The 14799-nt window shown below is 64.3% G+C and carries 11 protein-coding genes; 8 read left to right on the forward strand and 3 right to left on the reverse strand.

Going from position 1 to position 14799, the window contains the following annotated elements:
- Window positions 1–53: 53 nt before the first annotated feature.
- Window positions 54–911, reverse strand: a complete 858-nt coding sequence (locus EL191_RS04300; RefSeq protein ID WP_041976742.1) for a MaoC family dehydratase — start codon at window positions 909–911, stop codon at window positions 54–56.
- A 189-nt stretch (window positions 912–1100) separates the two neighbouring features.
- On the opposite strand from EL191_RS04300, the gene EL191_RS04305 reads away from it, so the two are divergent.
- Window positions 1101–2093: an AraC family transcriptional regulator gene (locus EL191_RS04305; RefSeq protein WP_017361422.1), complete on the forward strand. Its 993-nt coding sequence runs from the start codon at window positions 1101–1103 to the stop codon at window positions 2091–2093.
- A gap of 214 nt (window positions 2094–2307) precedes the next feature.
- Here the strand turns inward: EL191_RS04305 and EL191_RS04310 are convergent, their stop codons facing one another.
- Window positions 2308–3663, reverse strand: a complete 1356-nt coding sequence (locus EL191_RS04310; RefSeq protein WP_041976744.1) for a 3-oxoacyl-ACP reductase — start codon at window positions 3661–3663, stop codon at window positions 2308–2310.
- A 307-nt stretch (window positions 3664–3970) separates the two neighbouring features.
- Here EL191_RS04310 and EL191_RS04315 point away from each other — a divergent pair, with 307 nt between their 5' ends.
- From EL191_RS04315 to EL191_RS04345, 7 genes are all read left to right on the forward strand, one after another.
- A complete protein-coding gene (locus EL191_RS04315; RefSeq protein ID WP_041976747.1) occupies window positions 3971–5248 on the forward strand; it encodes an acetyl-CoA C-acetyltransferase in 1278 nt (425 codons plus the stop codon).
- Between the two features lie 395 nt (window positions 5249–5643).
- Window positions 5644–7086 carry a cytochrome ubiquinol oxidase subunit I gene (locus EL191_RS04320; RefSeq protein WP_041976749.1) on the forward strand — a complete coding sequence of 481 codons (1443 nt, stop codon included), beginning with the start codon at window positions 5644–5646 and terminating at the stop codon, window positions 7084–7086.
- Between the two features lie 2 nt (window positions 7087–7088).
- On the forward strand, window positions 7089–8096 hold the full coding sequence (gene cydB / locus EL191_RS04325; protein ID WP_041976751.1) for a cytochrome d ubiquinol oxidase subunit II: 1008 nt from the start codon (window positions 7089–7091) through the stop codon (window positions 8094–8096).
- 10 nt (window positions 8097–8106) lie between these two features.
- Window positions 8107–8253, forward strand: a complete 147-nt coding sequence (locus EL191_RS04330; RefSeq protein ID WP_017361417.1) for a DUF2474 domain-containing protein — start codon at window positions 8107–8109, stop codon at window positions 8251–8253.
- Window positions 8254–8548: 295 nt separating this feature from the next.
- Complete coding sequence (locus EL191_RS04335) at window positions 8549–10489, forward strand: methyl-accepting chemotaxis protein (RefSeq protein ID WP_041976753.1); 1941 nt, start codon at window positions 8549–8551, stop codon at window positions 10487–10489.
- Window positions 10490–10767: 278 nt separating this feature from the next.
- Window positions 10768–12210, forward strand: coding sequence for a TldD/PmbA family protein (locus EL191_RS04340; RefSeq protein WP_041976755.1), 1443 nt, complete (start codon window positions 10768–10770; stop codon window positions 12208–12210).
- Window positions 12210–13529, forward strand: a complete 1320-nt coding sequence (locus tag EL191_RS04345) for a TldD/PmbA family protein (RefSeq protein WP_041976757.1) — start codon at window positions 12210–12212, stop codon at window positions 13527–13529. Before EL191_RS04340 ends, EL191_RS04345 begins: the two co-directional genes overlap by 1 nt.
- Window positions 13530–13577: 48 nt before the next feature.
- Here EL191_RS04345 and EL191_RS04350 read toward each other — a convergent pair whose 3' ends face one another.
- Window positions 13578–14702, reverse strand: a complete 1125-nt coding sequence (locus EL191_RS04350; RefSeq protein WP_041976759.1) for a methyltransferase — start codon at window positions 14700–14702, stop codon at window positions 13578–13580.
- Between the last annotated feature and the right edge of the window lie 97 nt (window positions 14703–14799).

Genomic DNA, 14799 nt, shown 5'->3' on the forward strand with positions numbered 1-14799 from the left:
GCGATTCGTTTCGCGGCTGAAGCGCAATGCCGCCCAGCCGCTCCATGTGGAGATCAGTTTTCCAGCGGCTGCCAGCTTCCGGCCATATGCGGTGTGTCGTTTTCGCCAATCAGGCGGAACTGCCCGCTGGCAGACGGTTCGCTGGCCTGCAGGGCAAGGTGGGTGGGTAGCAGCACCGGTTTCTGAAAGCGCACCTGCACCTCGTAGCCGGCCAGCGGCAGGTGTGCCTGCAGTGCGCCCAGGCTGCGCGCCTTGTTCCACAGACCGTGAGCGATGGCACGAGGGAAGCCGAACAGTCGTGCCGTCAGCGCATACAGGTGAATCGGGTTGTAGTCGCCAGCTACGCGGGCGTAACGCCGGCCGGTATCGGCGGGCGCGGCCCAGTCGACCAGCGGCACCAGTGACAGGGGCTCCTGTTCGGTTCGGGGCTGCGGTTGCCCATCGAGGCGCAAGGCGCGGCAAAGGATACGGCTGTCGCCTTCCCAGAGCAGGCCGAGTTGGTCCTCCAGGCGGGTGATCAGGCTGAATGTGGCGCCCTTGTCGTGCGGCTGCAGGTCGGTCACCTGCACGCTGACCTGAAACGGGCCCAGACCGCCCAGAGGGCGTAGCACGCGAATGCGGTTTTCCAGGTGCACCAGGCCCAGCAGCGGGAAGGGGAAGCGGCGGTCGGTGAGCAGCTGCATCTGAAGTGGAAAGGCGAGGATATGCGGATAGACCGGTGGCAGATAGGCGCTCTCGGCAAGGCCGCATACCTGGCGATAGCGCGCCAGGTGCTTCGGGGCCACGTCCACTCGGCAACGCAGGCCTAGGTCGGGTAGTTGACGGCCTGTCACCTTGCGCCGCAGCGCTGCACGCAGGAACAGACCGGGCAGGGCCGGTGGTGTATCGAGATCGAGCCAGTCGATGGCCATTGGCGAGCTCCTTGGCGAATGGATGGCAGCAGCTTAACCCTCAGACCAGCGCTGGCATTGGCTGTTCTGCCTCGGGTCTGCGCAGGGCAGTCAATCGGCCTGCTGCGCCGTTTGCGCGCGATGGCCCGCAGCCCCTAAGATGGCGCGGTTCACGAATAACGCTCACGAATAAAAAGAACAGCAGGAATCATGCGTGATCTGACCGACGATGTGGCGCTCATGCGCCCGGTAATCGATGCCCTGCGTGCCAGCGGAACCGACCCTGACCGCGTGCTGGTGCGTGTCGGCCTGCCTCCCGGTGGGCTGCCGGCTGGCCGCTTTCCTCATGCTGCCCAGGCGGCATTCTGGAAGGCTGCCAGCGAAGAATGCGGCGAGGAACATGTCGGCCTTTACCTGGCCCAGCATCTTCCGGCATTTCATGGCCTGCTTCTGGAATATCTGTTCCTCTCCAGCGAAACCTTCGGCGCAGGCCTGCGCCATGCCCTGCGCTATGTGCGCCTGCTTTCCGATACCCTCAACGCGCGCCTGGATGTGGAGGGCGACATGGCCGTGCTGACCCTGGGAGTGGAGGCCGATACGCCGCGGCACTTCCCGGAGATGTTGGCCGGTGCGGTGATCCGCCTGTTCACCGCACTGACCGAAAACGATTTTCGCCCACGTGAAGTGCGCTTCATGCATGCCGAGGGTGCGCCCGCCGCGCGTTACCAGGCTGTCTATGGTTGCCCGGTGCGCCTGGGCGCCGAGGACTGCGCGCTGCTGTTCGACGCCGCGGTGCTGGACAAGGCCTCGCGTCATGCGGCCCCGGAGCTGTTGCGCATGCATGAGTCGCTGGCGCGGCGGCAACTGGCAGAGGTGGAAAGGCTGGACCTGGTGTGCCAGGTGCGTGAGCTGATCGCCGAGTTGCTGGTCGATGGCGGAGCGACGCTGGAGCAGGTGGCCGGTCGCCTGAACATGCCGGCGCGACGCCTGCGTGAGCGCCTGGCCATGGCCGGCGTGCGCTTCAACGACCTGATCACCGACTACCGCTGCCGCCTGGCCAAGGAGCTGCTGCTCAAGACCGACGAGCGTATCGAAGTGATAGTCGAGCGCACCGGCTTTTCCGAGCCGAGCACCTTCTACCGCGCGTTTAAGCGCTGGGTCGGCGAAACGCCGGTGGAATTTCGCAAGCGCGGGAAGGGATGAAGCGGCTGCAGGCTATAGGCCGCAAGCTGCAGGCAAAAGCGCATTCGCTTGCTGCGGATGACGCGTGATTACAGGCTACAGGCTGTGAGAGGGGCTTTAGCCGCGATTGTCGCTGCTGAAGCGCCTTCCACATAGTCGCCCGCCTGTGACCGCAGGTGGGCCGGGCGGCGATTCGCTTCAGCAACCGTAGGGTGGTTAGCCCACCACCGCAGCCTCAAGCCCCCAGCAAACTCTGCCCACACACGCGCAGCACCTGCGCAGTCACCGCGCCCGAGCCGGGCTGGGCGAACCAGGCCACGGCTTCGGCGACGTCCTGCGGCAGGCCACCCTGACTCATCGAGTTCATCCGTCGTCCGGCTTCGCGGATACCCAGTGGAATGGCGGCGGTCATTTGCGTTTCGATAAAGCCTGGGGCGACGGCATTGATGCTGATGCCTTTCTTCGCCAGGGCAGGCGCCCAGGCCTGAGCGAGGCCGATCACACCGGCCTTGCTCACTGCGTAGTTGGTCTGGCCCATGTTGCCGGCGATGCCGCTGATCGAGGCGATCAGTACTACGCGGCCGTTGTCGTGCAGCTTGTCGGCGTCTAGCAGTGCCTGGGTCAGCACCTGCGGGGCCTTGAGGTTGACGTCGATCACCGAGTTCCAGAAGGCATCGCTCATCTTCGCCAAGGTCTTGTCGCGGGTGATGCCGGCGTTGTGCACGACGATATCCAGACCCTCGGGCAGCGCCTCGACCAGGCGCTGCGCTGCATCCTCGGCGCAGATATCCAGGGTCACCGCCCGCCCACCCAGACGTGCTGCCAGCGCCTGCAGGGCATCGGCAGCCTGGGGGACGTCGAGTAGCACCACTTCGGCACCGTCACGGGCGAGCACTTCGGCGATGGAGGCGCCGATACCGCGCGAGGCCCCGGTGACCAGCGCTTTCTTGCCGGCCAGCGGGCGCGTCCAGTCCCTGACGTGTTCACTGCAGGCGCCGAGCCGCAGCACCTGGCCGGAAACGTAAGCGCTCTTCGGCGAGAGGAAGAAGCGCAGCGCGCCTTCCAGTTGCTGGTCACCACCCTTGCCGACATACAGCAACTGCACGCTGCCGCCGCGACGAATTTCCTTGCCCAGCGAGCGGGTAAAACCTTCCAGTGAGCGCTGCACGCAGGCCGCGATTGGGTCTTTGAGCGACTCGGGCGCACGCCCCAGCACCACCACACGAGGGCTGTTGGCCAGCCCCTTGAAGGCGGGCTGGAAGAAGTCGCGTAGCTCGATCAACTGCTCGAAACGGGTCAGGTAGCTGGCGTCGAAGACCAACGCCTTGAGCTTGGGGCCGTGCTCGGCGGTCCAGCGGGGCAGGTCGAGCTGGCCATCGCGCGCGGCGAACAACTGATCCGTGAGCTTGCTGGCGAAAGGCTGGATGGCCTTGACCAGGTCGCCTTCACCGCCGAACAGCAGGGCGCCATCGATCGGTCGTACGCGGCCGGCCATCCAACGTTCCAGGCGCACAGGCGCCGGCAGACCGAGGGCGCCAACCAGGCGGCGGCCAGTGGAGGAGTTGGCGAAGGCGAGATAACGATCGGACATGAAAGACTCCTGCGGGCGAATCGAAAGTCGTGTCACTGTACGCGGCGACAGGCAAAGCGCAATTGACTCTGTTGCCTCACGCGCCGGCAAGGCGGCCAATGTTCGTGCCTGCCTGAGGTTTAGCCTGTTGGACCAAAAGATGTAGGCACGAATTCATTCGCTAAGGCGTTCGTTCCTACAAAGGTGTCACAGAGGTGTCCTTAACCACCTGTTGGCCTTTCGGTCAGGCGATTGCCCTGCCTGTGTGGTCGGCAGGCTAAAGTGTATGCCTGATCTCATTCAGCTCTTCGACCAGCAAGGAGTCCTCATGGCCCAGTTGCGCCGGGTCGCCATTGTAGGCGGCAACCGCATTCCGTTCGCCCGTTCCAACACCGTCTACGCCAAGGCGAGCAATCAGCAGATGCTGACCAGCGCCCTCGAAGGCCTGGTGGAACGCTTCAACCTGCATGGCGAGCGCCTCGGCGAGGTGGTGGCCGGTGCTGTGCTCAAGCATTCGCGAGATTTCAACCTGACTCGCGAATGCGTGCTGGGCTCGCGCCTGGCGCCGGAAACCCCGGCCTACGACCTGCAGCAGGCCTGCGGTACGGGCCTGGAAGCGGCGATCCTGGTGGCCAACAAGATCGCCCTCGGGCAGATCGACTGCGGCATCGCCGGCGGCGTCGATACCACCTCGGACGCGCCCATCGGCGTCAACGAAGGGCTGCGCCAGATTCTGCTCGAGGCCAACCGTGGCAAGAGCACCGGCGACAAGATCAAGAGCCTGCTGAAGATTCGCCCACGTCACCTGGCACCTCACATTCCGCGTAATGGCGAGCCGCGTACAGGCTTGTCGATGGGCGAGCATTGCGAGCTGATGGCGCAGCGCTGGGCCATCCCGCGCGATGAGCAGGATCAACTGGCCCTGGCCAGCCACCAGAAACTGGCGGCGGCCTACGCCGAGGGCTGGCACGATGACCTGATGACCCCATTCCTCGGCCTGACCCGCGACCAGAACCTGCGTCCTGACATCAGCGCTGAGAAGCTCGCCTCTCTCAAACCCTGCTTCGAGCGTGGCCCGCGCGGCACCCTGACGCCTGCCAACTCCACGCCGTTGACCGATGGTGCTTCGGTGGTGCTGCTGGCCAGCGAGGAGTGGGCCAAGGCTCGTGGACTACCGGTGCTGGCTTACCTGCGCGACGGCGAAGCGGCGGCGGTGGACTTCGTCCAGGGCAAGGAGGGGTTGCTGATGGCACCGGTCTATGCGGTGCCGCGCCTGTTGGCGCGCAACGGTCTGACCCTGCAGGACTTCGACTACTACGAGATCCACGAAGCCTTCGCCGCCCAGGTGCTCTGCACCCTCAAGGCCTGGGAGGACGCCGACTATTGCAAGGAGCGCCTGGGCCTGGATGCACCGCTGGGCTCCATCGATCGCAGCAAGATGAACGTCAAGGGCAGTTCACTGGCCGCCGGCCACCCGTTCGCCGCCACCGGCGGGCGTATCGTCGCCAACCTGGCCAAGCTGCTGTCGGTGGCTGGAGAGGGGCGCGGTCTGATCTCCATCTGCGCGGCCGGCGGTCAGGGTGTGACCGCGATCCTGGAACGGTAATCCAATACGGGTGGTCGCAAGTCATCGCGATCACTCGATGTAAGCAACTCCGTGATTCGGGCGGCCCGCGTAGCGCGTGGCCGCTCTTTTTTTGCGCGCTGCAGGCCTGTAGGAGGGGCTTCAGCCGCGACAAGCACTCGCAGAGTGCTGTTCTCTGCGAACGCTGCGGTGGCCTGTCGCGCGGCAAATCACCACAGCGCTGGTTGCGCTTTTAGCGGCTAGTCTTTTAGTGCGCATTGATCCAGATCAATGCGGCATCTTGTGCTTTGTTTGGCGGCCGTTCGGCTGCGGTTCACTTCAATAAGAACAATTTCAGCTCGTTTGACTCCAAGAACTGGAGTCTATGGATCGGCTTTGCGTGCTGGGGCCGAAATAACCCTGAATGAGGATGTGACATGTTCGGCCTAGAGGCGCTCGATCTCGCCCGAATCCAGTTTGCCTTCACCATTTCCTTCCACATCGTCTTCCCGGCCATCACCATCGGTCTGGCCAGCTACCTGGCGGTGCTCGAAGGTCTGTGGTTGAAGACCAGCAATACCCTGTACCGCGATCTCTACCACTTCTGGTCGAAGATCTTCGCGGTCAACTTCGGCATGGGCGTGGTCTCCGGCCTGGTCATGGCCTATCAGTTCGGCACCAACTGGAGTGCCTTCTCCGACTTTGCCGGCGCGGTCACCGGTCCGCTGCTGACCTACGAGGTGCTGACCGCGTTCTTCCTCGAAGCGGGCTTCCTTGGCGTCATGCTATTCGGCTGGAATCGTGTCGGGCCGGGCCTGCACTTCTTTTCCACGGTGATGGTGGCTATCGGTACGTTGATTTCGACCTTCTGGATCCTCGCTTCCAACAGCTGGATGCACACGCCGCAGGGCTTCGAGATCGTCGACGGTCGGGTAATCCCGGTGGACTGGTTCGCCGTGGTGTTCAACCCTTCGTTCCCCTACCGTCTGGCGCATATGGCCACCGCTGCGTTCCTCGCCACGGCCTTCTTCGTCGGCGCCTCGGCGGCCTGGCACCTGCTGCGCGGCCGCGACAATCCGGCGATCCGCAAGATGCTGTCGATGGCGCTGTGGATGGCACTGCTGGTGGCGCCGGTGCAGGCCTTCATCGGCGACCTGCATGGCCTCAACACCCTCAAGTACCAACCGGCGAAGATCGCCGCTATCGAGGGGCACTGGGAAAACGTCGGCGACGAGCCGACCCCGCTGATCCTCTTCGGTTGGCCGGACATGGAGCGTGAGGAAACCCGCTTCAAGGTGGAGATTCCCGCGCTCGGCAGCCTGATCCTCACCCACAGCCTGGACAAGCAGGTGCCGGCGCTCAAGGACTTTCCGCCAGAGGACCGGGCCAATTCCACCATCGTCTTCTGGACTTTCCGCGTCATGGTCGCCATGGGCCTGATGATGATCCTTACCGGTCTGTGGGGCACCTGGCTGCGTCGCGGCGAGCGGTTGTACACCTGCCGGCCGTTCCTGCACCTGGCGGTGTGGATGGGGCCCAGCGGGATCATCGCCATTCTCGCCGGTTGGTACACCACGGAAATTGGCCGCCAGCCCTGGATCGTCCATGGCCTGATGCGTACCGCCGATGCGTCGTCAGGTCATAGCGCGACACAGCTGGGTTTCACCCTGGCGCTGTTCGTAGTGGTCTATTTCGTCCTGTTCGGTGCGGGTATCGGCTACATGCTGCGCCTGGTGCGCAAGGGGCCGAAGATCGACGAGGGCGATGAGGCTGCGCAAGACGGTGGGCCGGGCAAACCGCGTACGCCAGCGCGGCCGCTGTCGGCTGCCGAAGAAGGCTTGGAAGATGGCGAAACCGACACCTTGCCGGAGAGGAGCTGAACATGGGTATCGACCTTCCGCTGATCTGGGCGGTGATCATCGCCTTCGGCGTAATGATGTACGTGGTGATGGATGGCTTCGACCTTGGCATCGGCATCCTCTTTCCCTTCGTCCGTGACGAGGGTGAGCGCGATGTGATGATGAACACCGTGGCGCCGGTCTGGGACGGCAACGAAACCTGGCTGGTGCTCGGCGGTGCCGGCCTGTTCGGTGCCTTCCCGCTGGCCTATGCGGTGGTGCTCGACGCGCTTTATCTACCGCTGATCCTGATGTTGCTGGGGCTGATCTTCCGTGGCGTGGCCTTCGAGTTTCGCTTCAAGGCCAAGGCCGCCAAGCGCCACCTGTGGGACAAGGCCTTCATTGGCGGCTCGCTGACTGCGACCTTCTTTCAGGGCGTAGCGCTGGGGGCCTACATCGACGGTTTCGAGGTGGTCAATCGCAGCTTCGCCGGCGGTGCGTTCGACTGGCTGACGCCGTTCTCGGTGTTCTGTGGCCTGGCGCTGATCGTGGCCTATGCGCTGCTAGGCTGCACCTGGTTGATCATGAAGACCGAAGGTCGCCTGCAACAGCAGATGCATGATCTGGCGCGGCCACTGGTACTCGTGGTGCTGGCGGTGACCGGCATCGTCAGCCTGTGGACACCGTTCGAGCACCCGGCGATCGCCGAGCGTTGGTTCAGCCTGCCCAACCTGTTCTGGTTCATGCCGGTGCCGGTGTTGGTGCTGCTGTGCACATATGCACTGCTGCGTTCGGTGGCCAACAACCGCAACTATTCGCCGTTCCTTCTCACCCTGGTGTTGATCTTCCTTGGCTACAGTGGCCTGGGCATCAGCCTGTGGCCGAACGTGATCCCGCCGTCGATCAGCATCTGGGAGGCCTCCGCCCCGCCGCAAAGCCAGGGCTTCATGCTGGTTGGCGCGCTGCTGATCATCCCCTTCATCCTCATGTACACCGCCTGGAGCTACTACGTGTTCCGCGGCAAGGTTACGCAGGACGATGGCTACCACTGAGGTGCAGGCTATGACCAAGGTCGAGCAAGAGAAGAAACCCCTGTGGCAGCGCCTGGGTTGGTTGGTGTTGATCTGGACAGCCAGCGTGCTGACCCTGGGCGCGGTGGCCTGGCTGCTGCGCCAGTTCATGAGCGCCGCCGGGTTGGGGGCGCCTTAAGAAAGGAGGTCGTTTCCATGTCCCGCGTGGGAGTGCCTCCCGTGGCGCTCCCAGGTCGCATTCGCCGGCCTGGTTATCGATAAAGTCGACGCGCAGCCTCCTGCTGATACATTCCAGCGACCTCAATGGGGGGAGCGTGCAGCTGGCGTTCTGCTCACCCACTACCTGCTGATCAAATGACTTTTGTCCGACTCCCCCTAAAGTATTAATCGCCAAGGCCGATCATTTATTGGCGTCAAGTGGCCGTCTTTCTGCCTGGTCGTTTGCGTCTTACCCTATGGATGGTGGCCCTCAGATGAAAATAAAGAACAAACTCGTCCTCGCGTTCGTCCTGGCGGCCTTCGTGCCTGTCAGCCTGGTAGCGGTCATCTCTGTACTGAATATCCGCGGTCAGGCTGTCGATCAGTTCGTCGACAGCAGCACCCGAGAGATTCGCCAGATCGACGGCAACATCCGCCAGTTCTTCGATGCCAACGTGCAGAACGTCGATAAGATGGCTACCGACGAGGTGTACACCTCGGTCACCAGCCTGAAGAATTACACTGGCGCCGACGCCGCCAGCCAGCCGTTGCCTGCCGAGGCGCAGCGGGTCATCGACGAGTTTGCCCGCTACGGCAAGACCCATCCTGCCGCTGCGATCCTGTCCATCGGTCTGGAAGACGGCACGTATGCCAAATGGCCAGACGACCCCCAACTATCGAACTACGACCCACGCGTGCGTCCCTGGTACAAGGCAGCGATGGCCAGCCCCGGCAAGACCGTGCGCACCCCGGCCTACTACTACGACAAGGATGACGTAGCCCTGGTCGGCACTGCCCGGGCGATGCTCGATCAGGCCGGCAAGGCCAAGGGCGTTTTCGTGGTCAGCGTGTCGTTGAAGAACCTCACCGAGTTGCTCAAGAGCATCAAGCTCGGCGACAGTGGCTACGTGATGCTGATTGAAGACGGTACGGTGCTCGTCGACCCGCGTGACGACGCGCACAACTTCAAACCGCTCAAGGATCTCGGCGAACCCTACGCCAAGCTGGCAGCGACCAGCGAAGGCATGACCGAGGTGCAGATCAATGGCGTCAGCTACATGGCCAACGTCTGGACCTCGCCGGTACTGGGCTGGCGCTACATCGGCCTGATCGAACGTTCCGAAGTGATGGCCGCCGCCACCCAGATGACCTACCTGACCCTGGCCATCGTGGCCGTGCTGGTGTTGCTTCTCGCCGGCCTGGCCGCTGCCCTGGCCAAAGTCATCGTGCGGCCCATCGGCCAGGTCAGTAGCGGCTTGCAGTCGATTGCCGATGGCGAGGGCGACCTGCGCCATGAACTGAAGGTCCAGGGCAAGGATGAAACCGCCGAGCTGGCCGGCTGGTTCAACCAGTTCCTGGCGGCGATCCGTCAGCTGGTGCAGCGCATCGGCTCGGCTTCGGCCAACCTGCAGGACGCCTCGCACGTCAACAGCCAGGTGGCCAGCGACATGAACCAGGCAGCGGGTCGCCAGCGCCAGTCGGTGGAACTGGTGTCCACCGCTTTCAACGAGATGGTGTCGACCGCCAACGAGGTGGCTCGCTCCTGCAGCGTCGCCGCTTCGTCGGCCGAGAGCGGCCACCAGCGGGTTACCGAAGGCAAGCAGCAGATCGAGCTGAGCACACAGAACGTCAATCGACTGAGCCGCCGCATTGGCGAGTCGTCCCAGGCGATGGTCGAACTCGAAGAAGGCAGCCGCAACATCAACCAGATTCTCGGCACCATCCGCGCCATTGCCGAGCAGACCAACCTGCTGGCCCTCAACGCCGCCATCGAAGCAGCACGCGCTGGCGACCAGGGTCGTGGCTTCGCAGTGGTGGCCGACGAGGTACGGGCGCTGGCCAAGCGCACCGCCGACTCCACCGGTGAGATCGACCAGCTGCTCAATGCGCTGGGCAGCAAGACCCATGAAGTCGCACAGAAGATGGACAGCTGCCTTGAGTTGTCGCAAGCCAGCGTGACGTCCATCGAGAGTGCGCTGGACAGCTTCGAAGGCATCCAGCTGTCGGTGAACGAGATCCGCGATCAGAACCTGCAGATTTCCGCTGCCGCCGAGGAACAGCACAGCGTGGCCGAAGAGATCAACCGGCATATCCAGCAGATCTATGACGAAGCGCAGCTGGTGGAGAACCTGGCCAGCTCGGCACAGGAAGATTCAAGCCGTCTGTCTCAGCTGTCCGATGAGCTCAATGGCTTGGTGGGACGCTTCAAATCCTGAAATGGAGCCGGCCTGGTGAATGGGTGGATGGGGCTTTCTCCATCCGCCTTTGGTTGCCGGCGCCGCGTTCGTTTGATCGATATGGCTTCCAGGCCATATCGTCGTGTTGACGGTGCACGGGCCCCTCGGATGAGCCGGTGATCCTCACTTCGGCGCGCTTATCCAGCCGTTCCTGGAAGATGATCTTGTTGTCGAGGCGTGCCCGCTGCAGTCGGGTTGCCCCATCTCGGCAATTGTTTTCATACTGCCTCCCTACGTTTCTCACCACGGGAGCCCTCATGTTCGCCTTCAGCGAAACCCTGCAACGCCGCTTCGCCGCCCTGCATTGCACCGCCGATTTCTGGTCGCTGCGCCATGTGCGGGAGACCACCGAGCGCTATTGGGTGCGCCGCAATGTGGCGCGGGCGCCGTCTTTCGCGGACGATGCGGGGGCCATGCTCAGTGTGCGGGTGGCCGGGGTGGAGGCTTACGCGGCGACCAGCGATCTCAGCCAGGCCGGCTTGCAGACGGCGCTCGATAAGGCCGAGGCGCTGGCGCGGCAATTGGCGTGGCGCAATCTGCTCGATCTGCATGAGCTGCCGGTGCCCCATGAGCAGGCCGATGACGTGATGCCCGGCTATCAGCGCACGCTCGCCAGTCCGGCCCACTGGTACGAGCTGCTGGCGGCGGAGTCGGCGCGGGTACCGCGGGACGAGCGGCTGGTGGACTGGTACGCCGGGCTGACCTTCACCGCCACCGAGCAGATTTACCTGAACAGTGTCGGCGCCCGTTTGCGCCGCGCTCAGCATTACGTGTTCCCGCAACTGGGCGTTACCGCCAGCGATGGCGCCGACAGCCAGAGCCGCAGCTTTGGCGGCACCCACCTGGCGCGCCAGGGCGGTGCCGAGGTGATCGATGAACTGGGCGTGGTCGGCACTGCCAGCCGTATCGCCGACGAGGCGCTGCAATTGCTGCTGGCGCCCAATACGCCGAGCGGCCACCGCGATCTGTTGCTGATGCCGGACCAGATGATCCTGCAGATCCACGAGTCCATCGGCCATCCGCTGGAGCTCGATCGCATCCTGGGTGACGAGCGCAATTTCGCCGGCACCAGCTTTATCCGCCAGGAAGATTTCGGCAGTTACCAATACGGCTCGTCGCTGCTCAACGTGACCTTCGACCCGACGGTATCGGGCGAGTTGGCCAGCTACCGCCATGACGACGACGGCACCCCGGCGCAGCGCGCATACCTGATCCGCGAGGGCATCCTGCAGCGGCCGCTTGGCGGTGCGCTGTCACAGTGGCGCAGCGGGCTGGAGGGCGTGGCCAACAGCCGTGCCTGCAGTTGGAACCGGCCGACCCTGGACCGCATGGCCAACCTCAACGTCGAGCCCGGCAACCAGCGCCTGGAGCAACTGATCGGCGGCATCGAGCGCGGCATTCTGATGAGCAACAACCGCTCCTGGTCGATCGATGACGCGCGCAACAAATTCCAGTTCGGCTGCGAGTGGGGCCGGCTGATTGAGAACGGCGAGCTCAAGGGCGTGGTGAAGAACCCCAATTACCGCGGTATCTCCGCGCAGTTCTGGCGCAACCTCAAGGCAGTTGGTGACGCCAGCACTTTCGAAGTGCTGGGCACGCCGTATTGCGGCAAGGGCGAGCCGAACCAGGTGATCCGCGTCGGGCACGCCACGCCGGCGTGCGTGTTCGCCGATGTCGACGTTTTTGGAGGGGCCGCCTGATGAACGCACGTCAGCATTTCGAGGCGCTGCTCGCGCACCTGAACGCCGAGTTGCAGGCCGGCGAGGGCTTTACCCTGGAGTACCAGGCCGAGGCCTCGGACTTCATCCGCTTCAACCACGCCCGAGTGCGCCAGGCCGGCCAGGTACAGCAGGTGTACGCCACCCTGGCGCTGTACCAGGGCGAGCGGCATGGCGACTTCGAACTGGCCCTGAGTGGGGTGATCGACGACGACCTGCCGCGCCTCGACCAGGTGTTGCAGCGCCTGCGCACAGTATTGCCGACGCTCGCCGACGACCCCTATCTGCGCCTGAACCGCGAAGCCTGGCGCAGCGAAACCGCTGCGGGCGAGGCGGCCCAGCACTGCGAGGTTGCCATCGCGCAGATCACTGAGGCGGCTGCCGGGTTGGACCTGGTCGGCTTCTACGCCGCCGGGCCGCAGTACCAGGGCTTCGCCAGCTCCTGGGGCGCCTTTGGTTGGCACGCGGCGAGCAGCTTCAACTTCGAATTCAGCCTGTTTCACGAGAACGGTCAGGCGGTGAAAAGCAGTTACGCCGGCGAGCAGTGGGACGCTCAGGCCTTCGCTCGCAAACTGGCGTTCGCCCGTGAGCAACTGGCGCATCTGGGCAAACCCGCCCATGAGTTGAAACCGGGGGCTTATCGCGCCTACCTGACGCCTGCGGCGCTGGAAGAGTTGTTCGGCCTTTTCGCCTGGGGCTTTTCCGCCGAAGCGCTGGCCACCGGTAGCAGCCCGCTGCAACGGCTGTTCGCCGGCAGCGCCAGCTTGAGCGACAAGGTGACGCTCGACGAGCGCATCGAAGGCGGCCTGGCGCCGGCCTTCACCCGCGAAGGGCCACGCCAGCCGCTGCGCCTGGTCAGCCAGGGCAAGCCGGGTGAGCGCCTGGTCAGCTCACGCAGCGCTGCCGAACACGGGCTGATCGCCAACGGCGCGGGCAGCGGCGAGTACCCGTTCTCCCTGCACCTGCACGGCGGCGAGCTGGAGGAGGGCGAGATCCTGCAGCGCCTCGGCACCGGGCTGTATATCGGCAATCTGTGGTACGCCAACTTCTCCGACCTGCCGGCCGGGCGCCTGACCGGCATGACCCGTTTTGCCACCTTCTGGGTCGAGAACGGTCGCATCCAGGCGCCAGTGGACACCATGCGCTTCGACGACTCGCTGTTCGACTTCCTCGGAGTGAACCTGGAAGCCCTGACCCGTGAACCGGAGCTGCTGCTGCCCAGCGGCACCTACGGCGCGCGGCAGACCGGCTCGATGGCGCTGCCCGGCGCCTTGCTGTCGCGGTTTACTCTGACGTTGTGAGGGTAGGGTTTCTAGGTATCGCTGTGCTCAACCGCTGGCCTCGTCTGTTTACTTGGTCGTCTTCAGCACCACGAATTTCGGCGTGGCCGCTACCTGCTCAACACCACGGAACAGCCGCGCCAGCTTGGCGTGGTAACCCAGGTGGCGGTTGCCGACGATCCACAGCTCGCCGCCGGTAACCAGCGCGCTGCGCGCTTGCTGGAACATGCGCCAGGCGAGAAAGTCGCCGACCACCTGCTGCTGGTGGAAGGGCGGGTTGCACAGCACCAGATCCAGCGAGTCGGCCGGCTGCTCGGCCAGTCCGTCGCCAGCGCGGATGGTCACCGGGCGTTCGCCGAGCGCCGCGCGCCAGTTTTCCTGTGCCGACTGCACGGCCATGTACGACTCGTCCACCAGCGTCAGTTGAGCCTGTGCGCTGCCCAGGGCATAGGCGATGCCCAGTACGCCATTGCCGCAACCCAGATCGGCTACGCGGCGGGCGTCGAGGTGGCGTGGCAGGTGAGGGAGGAAGGCGCGAGTCCCGATATCCAGGCCGTCGCGGCAGAAGACATTGGCGTGGTTGATCAGGTCGATGGCCGGCTTGTCGAGGCGGTAACGAGTGGGGTAGGGCGAGGTGGGTGCGACCTTGGCCTCTGGCGTGGCCGTCAGTAGGCGTGCCTTCTTCACCGCCAGCGAGGCCTGTACCGGGCCGATGTATTTCTCCAGCAGGTCGCCGGCAGCGCGTGGCAGGTGCTTGATCATCGCGCCGGCGATCACCTGGGCGTTTGACGCCAGGTGGCCGTGCAGGCGAATCAGTTGTTCCTCCAGCAACGCCAGGGTCTTGGGCACGCGGATCAGCACCCAGTCGAACGGTCCCTGCGGTGTTTCACTAGCCGGCACGAAGCGTAGCCGCTCGTCTGTCAGGCCGTTGCGCGCGAGGTTCTTTTGCAGGGCCAGATGGCCGAGATGCGAATCGCCACTGCTGACCACCTGGCACAGCGTGGCCAGCGAGCAGGCGAGTGCGCCGAAGCCGTCGTTGAGCACCAGCACGCGGCTGTTCGGCCCGATGCCCTGTTCGTGCACATGACCCAGCAGGTATTCGTCGGCGGCATCGAAGGCTTGCAGGGGGGCGTTCTGCTGCTCCGGCTGGCGAATCAGGTCGAGTTCTGCGAAGGGGGTGGCAAGTAGCGGCATGGCGGGCGTTTTCCGGAGGCGTCTGGAGCTGGCGCATCATAGCCGCTGGCGGCGTTGCCTCCCAACATTGGTAAACGCACTTACATGTGCCGCTGGA

The sequence above is a fragment of the Pseudomonas mendocina genome (genome assembly GCF_900636545.1).
Lineage (GTDB): Bacteria > Pseudomonadota > Gammaproteobacteria > Pseudomonadales > Pseudomonadaceae > Aquipseudomonas > Aquipseudomonas mendocina.

Coding starts and splice junctions, on each gene's coding strand:
- EL191_RS04300 (WP_041976742.1), bottom strand. CDS start 911: ATGGCCATCGACTGGCTCGATCTCGATACACCACCGGCCCTGCCCGGT.
- EL191_RS04305 (WP_017361422.1), top strand. CDS start 1,101: ATGCGTGATCTGACCGACGATGTGGCGCTCATGCGCCCGGTAATCGAT.
- EL191_RS04310 (WP_041976744.1), bottom strand. CDS start 3,663: ATGTCCGATCGTTATCTCGCCTTCGCCAACTCCTCCACTGGCCGCCGC.
- EL191_RS04315 (WP_041976747.1), top strand. CDS start 3,971: ATGGCCCAGTTGCGCCGGGTCGCCATTGTAGGCGGCAACCGCATTCCG.
- EL191_RS04320 (WP_041976749.1), top strand. CDS start 5,644: ATGTTCGGCCTAGAGGCGCTCGATCTCGCCCGAATCCAGTTTGCCTTC.
- cydB (WP_041976751.1), top strand. CDS start 7,089: ATGGGTATCGACCTTCCGCTGATCTGGGCGGTGATCATCGCCTTCGGC.
- EL191_RS04330 (WP_017361417.1), top strand. CDS start 8,107: ATGACCAAGGTCGAGCAAGAGAAGAAACCCCTGTGGCAGCGCCTGGGT.
- EL191_RS04335 (WP_041976753.1), top strand. CDS start 8,549: ATGAAAATAAAGAACAAACTCGTCCTCGCGTTCGTCCTGGCGGCCTTC.
- EL191_RS04340 (WP_041976755.1), top strand. CDS start 10,768: ATGTTCGCCTTCAGCGAAACCCTGCAACGCCGCTTCGCCGCCCTGCAT.
- EL191_RS04345 (WP_041976757.1), top strand. CDS start 12,210: ATGAACGCACGTCAGCATTTCGAGGCGCTGCTCGCGCACCTGAACGCC.
- EL191_RS04350 (WP_041976759.1), bottom strand. CDS start 14,702: ATGCCGCTACTTGCCACCCCCTTCGCAGAACTCGACCTGATTCGCCAG.